Source organism: Streptococcus sp. HMSC061D10 (genome assembly GCF_001808865.1).
In the GTDB taxonomy this organism is placed as follows: Bacteria; Bacillota; Bacilli; order Lactobacillales; family Streptococcaceae; genus Streptococcus.
Map to the genome: position 1 here is coordinate 1 of NZ_KV794989.1, position 15,146 is coordinate 15,146.

A 15,146-nucleotide genomic window follows, 5' to 3' on the forward strand; every position below is an offset into this window, starting at 1 on the left:
TTTATGTCTAACTTTTGGGGTGCAGTTCAATGTGCCTCTTTTTTTCTATATCCTCACCTGTCTATCTTCAGATCGTTGTCCTGTGACAAACATGGTGAAGGTTGCCTTGCAGACATTTCGGCCATCTTGGTTGATGATGTCAACATCGACGACACAAGTGGTACGTCCTTGATGGACACATTCTCCTTTGATAGTGAGAACATCCCCTAGATTTCCAGCTTTCAGATAGTTGATGGAAGACTGGAGTGTCACCCCGTCTAATCCTAGCGAAATCACCACAAGACCACTGATTTGGTCACAAAGGGTAAATAGATAACCTCCATGGGCATTTCCATAGTAGTTGAGTGAGGAGTCCACTACTTTTGTCGTCACCACAACGTGGCCATCTCTCATTTTTTCAATTTCGTAATTTTCAAAGGCAGATATAGCGTCAAAGTGAAAATCTTTCATACGTTCCTCCTGATATTTCAAACGACACTATGATACTACTTTTCAAGACTCTACGCAAGAGACAAGTACTTATTCGGGCAAAATACCAACCAGCTCCACAAAGCGCATAAAGGCAGCTTGTCCTTCTTCTGTTTGCTTGTAAACTCCTGCATCTTCCAAAACTCGAGCAAAGATTTTTCCAACAGATTCTTGGACGATTTCAAGAGCTTGGTCTTTGTCAGTCAATTCAGGATGGGAGTCTTTCAATTCATCCGCCCATTCTTGGTGATAATCCGCAATAGAAACGCCCTCTCCGACTAGGTAAGCTGCTACTTGCTCCACTTCTTCCTTCAAGCGTGGTGGCAAAATGGCTAAGCCCATAACCTCTATCAAGCCGATATTTTCCTTCTTGATATGTTGGACATCCTTGTGGGGATGATAGATACCATCTGGATGCTCTGGAGATGTTTGATTGTCCCGCAAGACCAAATCCAACTCAAACTGCCCATCTCGCTTACGGGCTATCGGTGTGATAGTGTGATGTGGTGTTCCATTACTTTCTGCCAAGACCTGTACACTTGGATCTGAGTATTGACGCCAAGCCAGTAAGATTTTATCCGCTAGTTCTATCAAATTCTCTTTAGAATCTGAAGTTAGTCGAATGACGGACATAGGCCACTGAACAATCCCTGCTTTGACAGTTTCAAAACCTTCAAAGGTAACGCTTTTCTGAATAGGAGCCACTTCCATTGGAAAGACATGGCGCCCACCTTGATAATGATCGTGAGTCAGGATGGAACCACCCACGATTGGCAAATCAGCATTCGAACCTACAAAATAGCCTGGGAACTGCTCCACAATCGCCAACAAACGTTCAAAACTTTGGTGACTAATAGCCATAGGACGATGCTTGCTGTCTAGGAAAATACAGTGCTCATTAAAGTAAGCGTAAGGCGAATATTGGAAGCCCCACTCCTGCCCAGAAATATCAAAACGAACAATTCGGTGATTGCTTCTAGCTGGATGATTGACACGACCATGATAACCTTCATTCTCCATACAGAGCTGACATTGAGGATAGTTACTGGATTTAACCAACTTAGCTGCCGCTATCTCTTTTGGATCCTTTTCAGGCTTAGAGAGATTGATGGTAATCTCCAGTTCACCGTAGTCAGACGGTACACGATAAGCAATATTCTTTGCGATAGCCTTTAGTTTAATGTAGTCATTCTTCTGACTGAGTTGGTAGAAATCCGCAATCGCCTGCTCTGGAGACTGGGCATAGGTATCCCAAAAATCACGATTAACCTGACTTGGACAAGGCGTTACCAAGTCCATGAGGTCAGCACCGAGAATCTCACGTGTAGCCTGACTATCTTCAATCGTTTCCAATCGAACGGCTTCCTCGATAAGCTGATCTTTTAGTTCAATCAAATCATCTTGGTCAGTCTCAACTTCAAGAACTCCATCTCCCACCAGTGCTAAAACACGATTGGTCAGATAAATCCGATCCAACTCTTCAAAGCTACTTTCTGCAATGACTTTGGTCACAAAATTTTCTACTAAGGTCACTAGAAAACCTCCTTCTGACTAATCAAGAACGCGAGTTCCACCTGCCACTTCAGCGATATAGAAACTTGGAGCGTAACCAACGATTTCTTCATAGTGCTTGCCTACAGCTTCTTTAAAGGACTCAATAGCATCCTTTTGAACCAAGGCAATAGCACAACCTCCAAAACCTGCTCCTGTCATACGAGCACCAAGAACACCTTCTTGAGCCCAAGCTGTATGAACAAGGGTATCTAATTCCAAGCCAGTCACTTCATAATCATGCTCAAGTGAAACATGAGAAGCATTCATCAAACGACCAAACTTGTCCAAATCTCCTGCTTGAAGAGCAGCTTGCGCTTTAAGGGTACGTTGGTTTTCAAGAACAGCATGGCGAGCACGTTTCAAACGATTTTCATCTTTGATGAGGTAACTAAATTCATCAAAAGCCCACTCGTCCAATTCACCCAAGGTTTGAATGTCCAAGGCCACTTGGAGTTCTTCTACTGCTTTTTCACATTCAGCACGGCGTTCATTGTATTTAGAATCCGCAAGTTCACGGCGTTTGTTAGTGTTCATGATAACAACGATATTGTCCTTCAAATCAAGGGGAACCAAGTCGTATTCTAGAGTATTAGTATCTAGGTATATAGCACGTTGGTCTGCCCCCATACCGATAGCAAATTGGTCCATGATACCAGAGTTAACACCGATAAAATTATTCTCTGTCAATTTTCCGATTTTTACTAAATCTAAACGGTCCAATTTTAGGTCAAAGAGGTATTCTGCCACGACACCAGTCAAAAGCTCCAAAGATGCAGAAGAAGACAAGCCCGCACCATTTGGGATATTCCCAAAAACATAGAAATCAAAACCTTTATCAATCACATGACCAGCTTCTTGCAAGAAATGAAGGACACCTTTTGGATAGTTGGTCCAGCTGTGCTCTTTCTCAAACTTAAGGTCAGCTAGAGGTACTTCAATGATGCCTTTGTCCTCAAAGTTCGCGGAGTAGAAACGCAATACCTGGTCATCGCGCTTGCGTGCAGCTCCGTAAGTTCCTAATGAAATAGCTGCTGGGAAAACATGGCCACCATTATAGTCAGTATGTTCCCCAATCAAGTTGATGCGCCCTGGTGAGAAGAAGGTTTGATCCGCTTCTTGACCAAAAACAGCAAGAAAAGCTTTGCGAAGTGCTTCAGCAGTAAGATGTTGTGTCATATGAATTCTCCTTTGACGAAATATTAGGTAAAAAAGTTTATCCTGTAATCGTTTTCTTCTATTGTACCCAAGGGTTTTGCTTAGGTCAACATTTTTACCGATATTTTACTAAACTATGAGTAAAAAGGAAGAAAAATATGCTATAATAACCTAAAAAGGAGGGGAATTATGGCTACACTCAAAGATATTGCTCAGCTAGCCTCTGTCTCGATCGCAACTGTATCCCGTGTCCTCAATCGCGATCAGAGTCTATCTGTGACAGAAGAAACCAGACATCGTATTTTAACCGTTGCCGAAGAACTAGGCTACACCAAACATCTCAAAACAGGTGAATCTCATAAACTCAAACAGAAAATCGCAATCATCCAGTGGGTCAGTGAACAGGGAGAGTTAGAAGATCTCTACTACTACCAGATTCGACTAGGAATTGAAAATAGAGCTCAAGAATTAGATTACGACATCTTGCGCTATTTTAATGACCAGCCTTTTACGCTTAGCGAAGAAGTCATTGGGATTCTTTGTATCGGGAAATTTAGCCAAGCACAGATTGCCTCGTTTGAAGAATATCACAAGCCCCTAGTTTTCCTTGACAGTGATACGATTGCCCTTGGTCATACCTGTGTCATTACGGATTTCTATAATGCGGTTAGACAGGTGGTTGATTACTTTACAGATCATGGGATTAAGAAGATTGGTATCTTATCCGGTCTTGAAACTACTACTGACCATGAAGAAGTTATCTCAGATAAACGCTTAGATTACTTTAAATCCTATACACAAGAAAAAGGAATTTATAACGAGAAATTCATTTTCCAAGGACTATTTACTGCCCAATCTGGATACGACTTGATGAAAGAGGCTATCGAAAAATTAGGAGATAAGCTTCCACAGGCCTTTTTTGCAGCTAGTGATAGTTTGGCAATCGGAGCCCTTCGCGCCCTTCAAGAAGCCAGCATCAGCATACCAGAGCGCGTCAGCATTATTTCCTTTAATGATACTATTCTAACCAAGCAAGTGTTCCCACCACTTTCTAGTATTACTGTCTACACCGAAGAAATGGGACGCACAGGAATGGATATTTTGAACAGAGAAGTCCTTCACGGCCGTAAAATTCCAAGCCTCACCATGCTTGGAACCAAACTGACTTTAAGAGAAAGCACCTTGCATTAAGTACAAAACTTGAACATAAAAAAATCCTAATAAGAACTTTTCAGTTCTCTATTAGGATTTTCTTTTTTTAATCCATCACAATCATAGATTTAATGGTCTTGCGTTCATCCATGGCCTTATATGCTTTGTCAATATCTTCTAGTTTGTAACTTGAAGTAAAGACACGACCTGGATTGATATCACCATCAAGAACAGCTTTGAGCAAGAATTGCTTATCGTATGTTGTTGCAGAAGCTGCTCCACCTGCAACAGAGATATTTTGCATAAAGGTTGAACCAAGAGCACGATTCTTATAATGTGGAACTCCTACAAATCCCATACGACCGCCATTATGAAGGACACCCAGTGCTTGCTCAACAGCCGCCTCAGTACCAACACACTCAAGTGCTGCATCTGCTCCACCGCCAAGAATTTCACGCACCTTGGCAATGCCCTCTTCTCCTCGCTCAGCTACAACAGCTGTCGCTCCTGATTCCAAGGCCATCTTTTGACGATCTTCGTGACGACTCATAAGGATAATTTGTGAAGCACCACGCATTTTAGCTGCGATGACAGCACATTGCCCAACAGCTCCATCCCCAATAACGACAACCTTATCACCTGGTTTTACATCTGCCACACGCGCTGCATGATAGCCTGTTGGCATGACATCAGCCAGAGTCAAGAGAGACTTGAGCATACCTTCTGTGTAGTCAGACGGTTGTCCAGGAATTTTTACAAGTGCCCAATTGGCATAGTGGAAGCGGAGATATTCAGCTTGGAAATTCCCTCCTAGGTTATTTCCGATATGATTATCACAGGAACCATCAAATCCAGCACGACAGGCATCACATTCCCCACAACCATGAGTAAATGGCACAATCACAAAATCACCAGGCTTGACCGTTGTAATGGCTTCTCCAGTTTCTTCAACGATTCCGATCGCTTCGTGTCCACTATTTTTATGTCCCGCTTTAATATCTGGATTGCGGTAACTCCATAGGTCTGAACCACAAACGCAAGCACGAACTACACGGATAATGACATCATCCGATTCTTGAATGCTTGGATGTTTAACCTCTTCAATACCAACCTGACCTGCTTTTTTATAGACTGCTGATTTCATAAACATTTACCTCTCTGTATCTAACTTATTTCAAGTATACACTTTTTATGAAGCTTTCGCTCACTTATACTACGTCTCATTAATGATGATATTCATGACTTTTATCTACTTCCAACTCCTCAATTTTGCGCTTATGGGCTTGGTGAGTTTCTAGATCTGCATCAACCTCAATGGTGATATTTTGGAAACCACAATCTTTGAGCATGCTTCGAATCGATTCCTTGCAGAGCTCCATCTGTTCAATTCCTTTTAGACAAACATGGACAATGGCATTTTTCTCCAAACCATCCATGGTCCATAGGTTAAGCTGATTGATACTAGCCACATACTCCAACCGTTCCAAATCACTCTTTACTTGCTTGATATCCACTCCTTCTGGCACGGCGTCGAGGAAAATCTTGAGTGTAGACCAAAAACGTGGAATAGCCTTTAACAGAATGAAGAAGGAAATGACAAGAGATAAGAGCGGATCCAGAATATACCAGTCGGTAAATCGCAGAACAATGGCCATTAGGATAACAGCCAGCCAACCCAGAGTATCTTCCAGAAAATGCAGGCTAAGAATAGATTCGTTTTTTGTTTTTCCCTTGCAAACTACTAGACTCGCCAGCACATTAATGCTAACAGCAATGATTCCTAGCCAGAGGATCCCCTCATCATTGACCGCTTGTGGATGAAAGAGTTTCGTTATATTCTCCAAAATGACAAGAACAGAACCTGTCATGAGAATCACAGCCGTTACCAAGGCACCTAAGAGACTAAAACGTTTGTACCCCAAAGTGTAATGACTATCTTCTTTACGATTGGAGATTGTTTCTAGAAATGCTGATAGCCCAATTGCGATTGCATCTCCCAAATCATGGACAGAGTCAGCAAGAACAGCACTAGAACCAAATACTCCACCAGCGATAAACTCGACAATGGCATAACTCAAATTTAAGAAAAAAGCGAGCCAAACCGCACCTTTCGTTGTCATTTTTCCGTCCTCCTTTGGTATAATAGTAGTATAAATATTCCCTTTACTAGTATTATCTCTTACTCCGAAAAGAAAGGATAGGGGCAAACTGTTCTCTTTGTAAGTTACTGAACGATTTGTTCAAAGTGTTCATATGACTAGTCAAGACCGTCGCATTACCAAGACACGAAAAGCTATCTATACTGCTTTTTTACAATTACTAAATCAAAAAAATTTTGAATCCATCACTGTTCAGGAAATTATTGACCTAGCAGATGTCGGTCGCTCCACCTTTTACAGTCACTATGAAAGTAAGGAACTGCTTCTAGACGAGCTCTGCCGTTATCTCTTTCATCATCTTTTTGAACGTGAGGAAAATATAACTACAAATGCTTACTTGACACATATCTTTTCACATTTTAAGAAAAATCAGGACCACGTCACCAGTCTTCTTTTCTCTAAAAATGACTACTTCCTCCGGCAATTGCAGAAAGAATTGGAACACCATGTTTATCCTATGGTAGCAGAGAACTTGCAAGTTTCCTATCCTAATATTCCTGCTTCTTATCTCAAACACTATGTTGTAACTAACTTTATCGAAACTCTAACCTGGTGGCTGAAAAAGGGGAAATCTTATAAGGAAGATCAAGTAGTGAGATTTTACTTAGATGTCATGGGGATGAAGTAGCAAACACAACTATAGATTTCATACCCACTCAAAAGAAAAATACCAGTCGACATTTTATCATTCAAATATTCCATTCACCATGAATATTTTGCCTCTACTTTCTATTTATTAATCTGATCAAACTATGATTTTTTAAGCAAGTACATTAACTAAAAAATTCTAAGACAAGAAGCCTTAGAATTTTTTATCGTAACCAACTTTCGTCTAACTGGCCTTTACTTTTGCTAAAAACTTTCCCATGTTCATCAATAACAGCATGAATCTCTTGGCATTGTTTGAGAGTAAGTCCTTCCAATACGTTACAATAAACAGCCTGCATTTCATTATAGGTATCAAAATTTCCAAATCCTAATCGTCGAAAAAGTCTTCTAGCATATTCATCCGAAATAAAAACTGAACGATCAAAAAGATATAGTAAAAGTGCATCTGCAGTCTCTGGTCCAATCCCTTTTAACTCCAAAAGTTGCTTCCGTAAATCTTCTGTTCCAATCCTAGCAAGAACCTCAAAACCACCATTTTCTCTTAACCAGATTAGAAGTCCCCTAATCGTTTGAGACTTTTGCTTAAAAAATCCAGCAGGTCGAATACGTTCCTGTAAATCTTCTAGCGATAACCCTAGGATACCCTCTACTGTCATGACATCCATAAGACCAGCTAAAGCCAACTTAGCATTTTTCTCAGATGTTCGCTGTATAAGAATAGTAGATACCAGATCTTCAAACTTGTTATCCTATTGCCACCAATTTTGTTCTCCATAGTGCTTACAGAGTCGCAAAAGAGTCTCTTGTATTTCTTCTTGCCTCATCATTTCTTCAATAATCCCTGTTCCACCAAGAAATCATGTGCAACAGTATAAGCATCCTTACCATCAATACCAACCTGATAGTTCATCTGACTCATCTGGCTCTCAGTGATTTTACCAGCTAGTTTATTAAGATTAGCTTCCAACTCAGGATGTTTCTCGAGTAATTTAGCTTTCATGAATGGCGCCCCTTGATAAGGCGGGAAGAGGTGCTGATCATCTTCTAAAATTTGAAGTTGGTAACGCTCGATTTCAGGATCTGTCGAGTAGACTTCCATAATCTGAATATCTCCAGCCTTGATCGCATCATAGCGAAGAGCTGGCTCCATGGTTGCCACATTGAGATTCAAACCATAAACAGACTGTAAGCCCTTGTTTCCATCCTCACGATCATTAAACTCCAGAGTGAATCCTGCCTTCAGTTTATCTTGAACTCCCTTTAGGTCAGAAATAGTCTTCAAATGATATTCTTTAGCTATACTTTTTGGAACTGCAATAGCAAAGGTGTTTTGATAAGCCATGTGATTCAGCAAGACTAGATTATCCTGCTTCTTAATGCCATCACGCGCTACTTCATAAACTTCTTCAGAGTCATTGCTCACTTTAGGAGTTGGCTTCAAGAGAGAGCCTGTAATAGTACCTGTAAATTCTGGATAGATATCAATATCTCCTTTTTTCAGTGCTTGGTAAAGGAAATCTGTCTTCCCAAAGTTAGGCTTGACCGTCACCGTCATATCCGTATTTTCCTCGATGAGAAGTTTATACATATTCATGAGAATCTCAGGTTCAGGTCCTAACTTCCCAGCAATGACGAGATTGTCTTTCTCATCATGTGGGATGATGCTTGGAACATAACTAACTCCCAAACCAAGGATCATGACAGCAAAGGCCGAAACAATCGTACGCAACTTTGCCTTTTCCAACCATTTGAGAATGACATTAAAGAGAATGGCCAAGATGGCTGATGAGATTGCTCCGATTAAAATGAGACTAGCATTCCGACGATCAATTCCCAAAAGGATAAAGGAGCCCAATCCACCAGCTCCCACAAGAGCTGCTAGAGTCGCTGTCCCAATAATCATAACGGTCGCTGTTCGAACCCCCGATACAATGACAGGCATGGCAAGTGGAATTTCAAACTTCTTGAGTCGTTCCCACTTGGTCATCCCAAAAGCAATCCCTGCCTCCTCAAGACTAGGATCAATGCCATTCAGGGCTGTGATTGTGTTTTCTAAAATCGGGAAAATAGCGTAGATGACAAGGGCTGTAAGGGCTGGTAAGGTTCCAATCCCCATGAAAGGAATAAAGAGTCCCAACAAGGCCATTGAAGGAATGGTCTGGAAGATACCCGTAACTTGTAGCACCCAATTCGCCACTTTTTTGTGTCCATTTAGATAAACCGCAAGTGGAATGGTCAGAAAAATAGCAACCAATAAGGTCAGAAGCGATAATTGTAAGTGTTGACCAAGAGCGGTTAACCATTCCCCAAAACGCTCTTGAAAGGTTGAAATCAAATTAGACATGAAGGCTACCTCCAAACAAGTTCACTACAAAGTCTGTCGCAGGTGCTTGTAAAATTGTTTCAGGGTCAGCGACCTGGCAAATTTCTCCATCCTGTAAAATAGCTATTCTATCTCCTAATTTTAAAGCTTCGTCTGTGTCATGGGTCACGAAAATAGTCGTCATACCAAATTCTTTGTGCAAGTCTTTGGTAAGAGCCTGCAGCTGCTTGCGAGAAATGGCATCGAGAGCAGAGAAAGGCTCATCCATCAGCAAGATTTTTGGTTCCCCAATGATAGCCCGCACAATCCCAATCCGTTGTTGCTCCCCACCCGATAACTCACTAGGCATGCGCTTTGCATACTCTGCAGCAGGCAGACCCACCTTGTCCAAGAGTTCTTCTGTTTTAGAGGCTATTTGTTCCTTACTCCAGCCCTTCATTTCAGGAATCAATGCTATATTTTCAGCAACCGTGAGATTTGGAAAGAGAGCAATTTTCTGAAGAACATAGCCGGTACTGAGACGTAACTCCCGTTCATCATAGTCCTTGATGCGTTTCCCATCCATATAGATATTGCCATCAGTCGGCTCCAAGAGACGATTGATCATCTTGATCATGGTGGTCTTTCCAGATCCTGAAGGACCCACTAGCACCATGAATTCTCCATTTTCAATGCGGAGATTGACATCTTTTAAAATGTCTGTATCCGTATAGCGCAGCACTACATTTTTGTATTCAATCATTTAGTCTTCCTCATTTTTCACAATAACTTTGCCAAAAGAATAGCTTCCTTCCAAATAGGCATGCGCTTCCTGAATTTGGTCAATCTTATAAACTTTTTCAGGCCCTACATTCACATGATAACGCTCGACAAAGTCTACCAAAGCCTGAAGCTTGTCTTGAGACACATTGTCAGAAGCAAAGGTCGTCAAGTAGAGATTGCGAGAGAGCATCTCGATTGGATCAAAGTCTGGAACAGTCCACTGACCACCCAGTAGGCCACAAGAACAGATAATCCCACCTTCTGCTGTCCGCGCAAAAGTATCGAGAATAGCGCTTGGACCGACAAGATCTAAGACCTTATTAAACTGCTCTTGCGTTTGCAAGACGCCATCCTTGTCCAAAATCACCTGATCAAATCCGACTGCCTTCAATTGCTGTTCCTTAGCTAAATTTCGGCTGGTTCCTGCCAAGTGTATATTAGGGAATTTCCCTTTAAGCAGTTTAGCAAAAGCAATTCCTACACCACTGGTTGCTCCGCGGATTAACACGCTATCTTTCTCCTCAATCTTAAGATTGAGAAAAGAGCCAAATGCCGTGTAATAGGTTTCCGGAAGGGCGATCAAGCTTTCCAAATCAAGTTCTGTCTTGATTGGATAAATTTGTTCATTTGGAAGAAGTGTATACTCTGCGTAACCTCCATCAAAGGCTCGCCCCATCTCTCCCATAATGGAAATGATTTGTTGACCAATCTTCAAATCCGGTCGTGTCGTTTCTTCCACAAGACCGACACACTCAATCCCTAATACACGAGGAAATTTCACAGATGGTGATTGTCCCTTACGGGTAAAAATTTCACTATGATTGATGCCAAATCCTTGGATTTTCACCAGGGTCCAGCCTGCCTTCAGGACTGGTTTTGGTCGTTCGACAACTTCTAATACCTCCGGTCCACCTGGAGTGCTTACAACAACTGCTCTCATAATGTATTCCTTTTTAAAATTTCCCTCTATTGGTCAAGTCTTCTACCTTAGGCATAACTTCCTTATTATCCCAATGTTCGACAATTTTTCCATTTTCTAAACGGAAGATATCGTATTGAGCATAGGCAACGCCATCAATCAATACCTGACCATAACTCACTGCAAAATTTCCTTGAGTCAAGAGTTGGAAAACAAAGTCATAGGCCACATGGTGCTCGCGTACGTAATCCTTATAAGCTTGACTCCCTTGCCCAATCTCATGATTATGCTGAATCACATCCTCTGCCACAAAGTCTTCCCATTGATCGAGCTCCTTGTTTTGGAAAATTTCTGTCAAGAAACGACGGACCAGCTTTTTATTTTCCGCTGACTTGTCCAAGTCCTTGATTTCAAAATCTCCAAAGATCTGATCAAGTTGCTCATTTTCAGGTGTACGATAGTAGTCAATAACATCCCAATGCTCAACGATACGAGCATTTTCATCTGCACGGAAAGTATCTGTCGTCACCCATTGGGCTTCTCCACCGTTTAGGTACTGGTGCACATGAACAAAAACCAGATTGCCATCTTCAATGGTACGAACAATCTTGATTTCACGTTCTGGATGGCGCTTGATAAAATCTGCAAAAAAAGTAGCGAATCCTTCTTTCCCATCCGGCACTCCTGTCGAGTGTTGGATATAGGTATCCCCTACTGAGCTTGCTTGCGCTTCTGCTACACGGCCATCTTGAATAGCACGAATATATAGATTTTGTGCATTTTGTGCTTGAATGGACATGATTTATTCCTCGTTTTCTTTTTTCTTTAAATTAGTGATAATACGCTCTTGATAAGCTTCGAATTCCTGGATTTCTTGATCCGAAAATCCTTGGTAGAAAATTTCACCTAACTCTTTACTAACACGGTCTCCAATTTCTTTTTGCGCCCAACCGAGATCTGTCAAAGAGATATATTTTTTTCTTTTATCCTGTGTACAAGGCTTAATCGCAACCAAACCCTGTTCTTCTAATTTCTTAACCATACTGGTCAGCGTATTGTTTGCCAGACCTGTCGCAAGAGCAATGTCAGTTGCGGTAGCACAACCCAACTCTTGCTTCCACAAGATTGTTAAAACTTTTCCCTGCTCACTTCTGTATTGAGCATCTGGTTCCTTGCTCAAGAGTTTTTGAAAGATACGCCCATTCAACAATCGAATCTGTAGAGCTTGGTAGCCCCCTAACATCTTGTCCATTTTGTCTCCTTTACTTCTATATCGAACTTTCTGATTTTATTGTAATGCTTTTTATTACATCTTTCAACTATTTCGATATAGAAATAATAAAAAACTTCCTACCCAAAAGTAGAAAGTCATCATTTTTATAAAATTAAACATGAATCACATCTGAAGCATTCCTCTTAAAGAAACTACTATGGACCAGATAAGGACCATACTTAGAATTTTGACTAGAAACCAAGCATAAAGGAATGATAAAAATTTTTATAAAGTAGAGTAAGCAAAAAAGTAAAAAATAACTAAAACTAAGAGTTTTTAAATCAAGAAAGTAAAGATAACAGACAATTGATGTATTCAATAGAATATTAAATCCCGTAGCAAAACTAGCTGATATGATATTCGTCTTGATCTGAGAATTAAAGAGTTTGACAAGAAATAAGGCTAATAAAGAAGTATTATAGATACAAATCGGTTTATAATTATTACGATAGAAAACTAAACATTTATTGTTATAAAAAACAAGCCCTCTTCTAAAATTACTCCCTTTGTTAATCCAAACATGGGAAACTCCACTGATATCACTCCAAGGAACAAATAAATCTAACCTTCTAATGTATATCCCATTCTGAGTAATATATAATTTCCAAGGAAAAAGAAAATTAATACCAATGCCAACTAAAATTAATAAAAGAAGGAAATACCCTAACTGTGTTTGATGAAAGTTGAAGGCGTAATCAAAGATAGTAAATTCTTGAATACCTCGCCCAGCAATTTGATGAACACCCAAAAAATATAAAATAACTATAAATAGAACAAATCTATAATAAATACTATGAAACTTCACACTTTTTGGCATAGAAATTATTCTCCTGGATTATAGAATCATCATCAAATAATGCTTTACGTTCTTATATAACACTAGTATACCATTAAATACTCAAAGAATATAAAAATGAAAGAAGAGATTTTAAAAAATAGAGCTTGGCCTTGACCAAACTCTTCATTTTTCTACTCTTCCTCAACTAAGCGTTTAAACTCTGCTTGGATCTCTGTATTCTCTGTCGGTTTTAAGTACATAACCCCACCATTTGTTGTTGGAGAATGAAAAACAATCGCTTCCCCAGTATCAGTTATCGCAAAAAAGTAGCTATGCACGTCCGGGTATTTATCCCAGTTACTATAGCGTTCCACAATTCGATACTTAGCGTTACCTAAACCTGTATCCGTGTATTCGGCATTCATTTTTTCGCTTGGTCCATCTCCAAAGGTATAGAGATTATCTGCACCAACATCACCACCAGAAATTCCCTTTTTGTAATTCGGTTGACCAAGTCTTTCTCCCCATCCTTTAATGAAAGCTTCTAATTTAGCAGATTTACTAGTATTCCAAGGGGCCCTTTGCTTATCTCCCAAGATAGTCGAGCTACTAGAATCATCAAATTTCTCCCAATCTAGTTGCTTGAAATTCATTAATTCTGTCTCTGTCTTACCAAAATCAGAATGCAAACTTTTGTTACCAGGAACACGAATGTCCTGTTCCTGAACTTTACTTGCTGCTTGTTGGTTCGAATTCAGATGATAGAGTACTCCTCTACCTTCTCCTGTTCCAGAGGACCAACTTAATTCCAGGATATCACCACCCTTATAGATATTCATAGAATTCCTAGCACCACCATGACCTGCAACAAAGCCTTCTGCTAAAAGGAGTGGCTTCTCATTCACAAGATAATAAAGACCTGAAATAAAATAATCACCATTAGATTGCTCAACCCCTATTAGCAATTCCTCTACACCATCTTTATTAAGATCTGCATAGGCATAACTCATTTTATCTGATTGAAAAACCGCATTTTCAACTGACCAACTATTGATAGGGCGTTCAGTTGCATTCAATTTTTGATAAAGATTTGCAATTGCACTTGAATCTTTAGAAGTAGTAAATATCTTTTTGTAATCCTCAAAAACTGGCTTGTATAAATCTTTGTAATCTTTCTTAGACTCCCCAGACTTTATCTCGTTACAAGTAGTTGACTGACTAGTTGTAGTAGATAAACTAATATCATTACTAGAAACATCAGAATTTTGATTACTACAACCAACTGTTAAAAAACTAAATATAAGAATAAACAGATTTCCTACTATACTTCTATTACCCATAAAAATCTCCTCTTGAAATGAATGGTGACCATAGCTTTGCCTACATTATATCAAATATTTTAGAGTTTCGGTAAAATAAAAAAAACTTATATATACAAATACTAAGTAAATAAGTTCTATTATTCTTATATTAGATACACCTTCGATAAATACTATAGATCTAAACATAATGTAGGAAAGGCCAATAGGAGCTATAACAAAAAGAGATTAAACCATTATTTAAAGGTGATTTCTAATATAATTATTTTATATTAGAAACTTATAGGAAATTAAAAAAAGAACATTAACACATCGAAAGACTAAAATAGAAATGCAGATAGAAGCTAGGAAAAAGACTACAAAAATCTCTAAAAAACGAATATATTCGATTAGTTTAATAACTTTAAACCTAGAAACTTCCTAGGTGTGAAATAAAAAGAGTGAATCATTTTGTTTCACTCCAGATTGTAAGAATTCATCGCCCTACTATAGTTATCAAAGAGCCAAATTTTACAGTCAAAAACACAAAAAAAGAGCTAAAAAGCTCTAATTACGGAGAATAAGGGATTCGAACCCTTGCGCCAGTTACCCGACCTAACGATTTAGCAAACCGTCCTCTTCAGCCTCTTGAGTAATTCTCCTATTAATGGGCACGAGTGGACTCGAACCACCGAC

The 15,146-nt window shown here is 39.7% G+C and carries 14 protein-coding genes, 1 tRNA gene and 1 pseudogene; 2 read left to right on the forward strand and 14 right to left on the reverse strand.

All coding sequences use genetic code 11. The features are described from left to right. Positions 1-45 precede the first annotated feature (45 nt). The 3 genes from HMPREF2728_RS00930 to HMPREF2728_RS00940 form a co-directional block, all read right to left on the reverse strand. Positions 46-450, reverse strand: a complete 405-nt coding sequence (locus tag HMPREF2728_RS00930) for a PaaI family thioesterase (protein WP_006152721.1) — start codon at positions 448-450, stop codon at positions 46-48. A gap of 69 nt (positions 451-519) precedes the next feature. Next, positions 520-2,001 (reverse strand): UDP-glucose--hexose-1-phosphate uridylyltransferase, encoded by a 1,482-nt coding sequence (locus HMPREF2728_RS00935; protein ID WP_075226796.1) that lies wholly within the window; start codon positions 1,999-2,001, stop codon positions 520-522. Positions 2,002-2,019: 18 nt separating this feature from the next. Further along, positions 2,020-3,198 carry a galactokinase gene (locus HMPREF2728_RS00940; protein ID WP_075226797.1) on the reverse strand — a complete coding sequence of 393 codons (1,179 nt, stop codon included), beginning with the start codon at positions 3,196-3,198 and terminating at the stop codon, positions 2,020-2,022. 168 nt (positions 3,199-3,366) lie between these two features. Between HMPREF2728_RS00940 and HMPREF2728_RS00945 the strand changes: the two genes are divergently transcribed. Beyond that, entirely contained in the window at positions 3,367-4,368 is a 1,002-nt protein-coding gene (locus tag HMPREF2728_RS00945; RefSeq protein WP_060956127.1) for a LacI family DNA-binding transcriptional regulator, read from the forward strand. Between the two features lie 67 nt (positions 4,369-4,435). Here HMPREF2728_RS00945 and HMPREF2728_RS00950 read toward each other — a convergent pair whose 3' ends face one another. Further along, entirely contained in the window at positions 4,436-5,473 is a 1,038-nt protein-coding gene (locus tag HMPREF2728_RS00950; protein WP_075226798.1) for a zinc-binding dehydrogenase, read from the reverse strand. A 79-nt stretch (positions 5,474-5,552) separates the two neighbouring features. Beyond that, positions 5,553-6,449, reverse strand: a complete 897-nt coding sequence (locus tag HMPREF2728_RS00955) for a cation diffusion facilitator family transporter (RefSeq protein WP_075226799.1) — start codon at positions 6,447-6,449, stop codon at positions 5,553-5,555. 133 nt (positions 6,450-6,582) lie between these two features. On the opposite strand from HMPREF2728_RS00955, the gene HMPREF2728_RS00960 reads away from it, so the two are divergent. After that, a complete protein-coding gene (locus HMPREF2728_RS00960; protein ID WP_075226800.1) occupies positions 6,583-7,116 on the forward strand; it encodes a TetR/AcrR family transcriptional regulator in 534 nt (177 codons plus the stop codon). Positions 7,117-7,300: 184 nt separating this feature from the next. Here HMPREF2728_RS00960 and HMPREF2728_RS00965 read toward each other — a convergent pair. From HMPREF2728_RS00965 to HMPREF2728_RS01005, 9 genes and pseudogenes are all read right to left on the reverse strand, one after another. Then, a pseudogene (locus HMPREF2728_RS00965) lies at positions 7,301-7,924 on the reverse strand (endonuclease III domain-containing protein). Beyond that, positions 7,921-9,441: an ABC transporter permease/substrate-binding protein gene (locus HMPREF2728_RS00970; RefSeq protein ID WP_075226801.1), complete on the reverse strand. Its 1,521-nt coding sequence runs from the start codon at positions 9,439-9,441 to the stop codon at positions 7,921-7,923. Before HMPREF2728_RS00970 ends, HMPREF2728_RS00965 begins: the two are co-directional and overlap by 4 nt. Continuing rightward, positions 9,434-10,162 (reverse strand): ATP-binding cassette domain-containing protein, encoded by a 729-nt coding sequence (locus tag HMPREF2728_RS00975; protein WP_075226802.1) that lies wholly within the window; start codon positions 10,160-10,162, stop codon positions 9,434-9,436. The genes HMPREF2728_RS00970 and HMPREF2728_RS00975 overlap by 8 nt, the downstream gene beginning before the upstream one ends. Further along, positions 10,163-11,122 carry a zinc-binding dehydrogenase gene (locus HMPREF2728_RS00980; RefSeq protein ID WP_075226803.1) on the reverse strand — a complete coding sequence of 320 codons (960 nt, stop codon included), beginning with the start codon at positions 11,120-11,122 and terminating at the stop codon, positions 10,163-10,165. It lies immediately after the preceding gene. A gap of 13 nt (positions 11,123-11,135) precedes the next feature. Continuing rightward, the gene (locus HMPREF2728_RS00985) at positions 11,136-11,900 is read right to left on the reverse strand and encodes a nuclear transport factor 2 family protein (RefSeq protein ID WP_075226804.1); all 765 of its coding nucleotides are present in this window, start codon (positions 11,898-11,900) and stop codon (positions 11,136-11,138) included. Positions 11,901-11,903: 3 nt separating this feature from the next. Further along, positions 11,904-12,353 (reverse strand): MarR family winged helix-turn-helix transcriptional regulator, encoded by a 450-nt coding sequence (locus HMPREF2728_RS00990; RefSeq protein WP_075226805.1) that lies wholly within the window; start codon positions 12,351-12,353, stop codon positions 11,904-11,906. Between the two features lie 133 nt (positions 12,354-12,486). Next, positions 12,487-13,191 carry a hypothetical protein gene (locus tag HMPREF2728_RS00995; RefSeq protein ID WP_075226806.1) on the reverse strand — a complete coding sequence of 235 codons (705 nt, stop codon included), beginning with the start codon at positions 13,189-13,191 and terminating at the stop codon, positions 12,487-12,489. A gap of 152 nt (positions 13,192-13,343) precedes the next feature. Further along, a complete protein-coding gene (locus tag HMPREF2728_RS01000) occupies positions 13,344-14,492 on the reverse strand; it encodes a DUF4767 domain-containing protein (protein WP_075226807.1) in 1,149 nt (382 codons plus the stop codon). Positions 14,493-15,024: 532 nt separating this feature from the next. Beyond that, positions 15,025-15,112, reverse strand: a tRNA-Ser gene (locus HMPREF2728_RS01005). Positions 15,113-15,146: the final 34 nt, after the last annotated feature.

Excerpts from the sequence above, each read along its gene's own strand:
- HMPREF2728_RS00930 (WP_006152721.1), bottom strand. The coding sequence starts at position 450 with ATGAAAGATTTTCACTTTGACGCTATATCTGCCTTTGAAAATTACGAA.
- HMPREF2728_RS00940 (WP_075226797.1), bottom strand. The coding sequence starts at position 3,198 with ATGACACAACATCTTACTGCTGAAGCACTTCGCAAAGCTTTTCTTGCT.
- HMPREF2728_RS00945 (WP_060956127.1), top strand. The coding sequence starts at position 3,367 with ATGGCTACACTCAAAGATATTGCTCAGCTAGCCTCTGTCTCGATCGCA.
- HMPREF2728_RS00950 (WP_075226798.1), bottom strand. The coding sequence starts at position 5,473 with ATGAAATCAGCAGTCTATAAAAAAGCAGGTCAGGTTGGTATTGAAGAG.
- HMPREF2728_RS00955 (WP_075226799.1), bottom strand. The coding sequence starts at position 6,449 with ATGACAACGAAAGGTGCGGTTTGGCTCGCTTTTTTCTTAAATTTGAGT.
- HMPREF2728_RS00960 (WP_075226800.1), top strand. The coding sequence starts at position 6,583 with ATGACTAGTCAAGACCGTCGCATTACCAAGACACGAAAAGCTATCTAT.
- HMPREF2728_RS00970 (WP_075226801.1), bottom strand. The coding sequence starts at position 9,441 with ATGTCTAATTTGATTTCAACCTTTCAAGAGCGTTTTGGGGAATGGTTA.
- HMPREF2728_RS00975 (WP_075226802.1), bottom strand. The coding sequence starts at position 10,162 with ATGATTGAATACAAAAATGTAGTGCTGCGCTATACGGATACAGACATT.
- HMPREF2728_RS00980 (WP_075226803.1), bottom strand. The coding sequence starts at position 11,122 with ATGAGAGCAGTTGTTGTAAGCACTCCAGGTGGACCGGAGGTATTAGAA.
- HMPREF2728_RS00985 (WP_075226804.1), bottom strand. The coding sequence starts at position 11,900 with ATGTCCATTCAAGCACAAAATGCACAAAATCTATATATTCGTGCTATT.
- HMPREF2728_RS00990 (WP_075226805.1), bottom strand. The coding sequence starts at position 12,353 with ATGGACAAGATGTTAGGGGGCTACCAAGCTCTACAGATTCGATTGTTG.
- HMPREF2728_RS00995 (WP_075226806.1), bottom strand. The coding sequence starts at position 13,191 with ATGCCAAAAAGTGTGAAGTTTCATAGTATTTATTATAGATTTGTTCTA.
- HMPREF2728_RS01000 (WP_075226807.1), bottom strand. The coding sequence starts at position 14,492 with ATGGGTAATAGAAGTATAGTAGGAAATCTGTTTATTCTTATATTTAGT.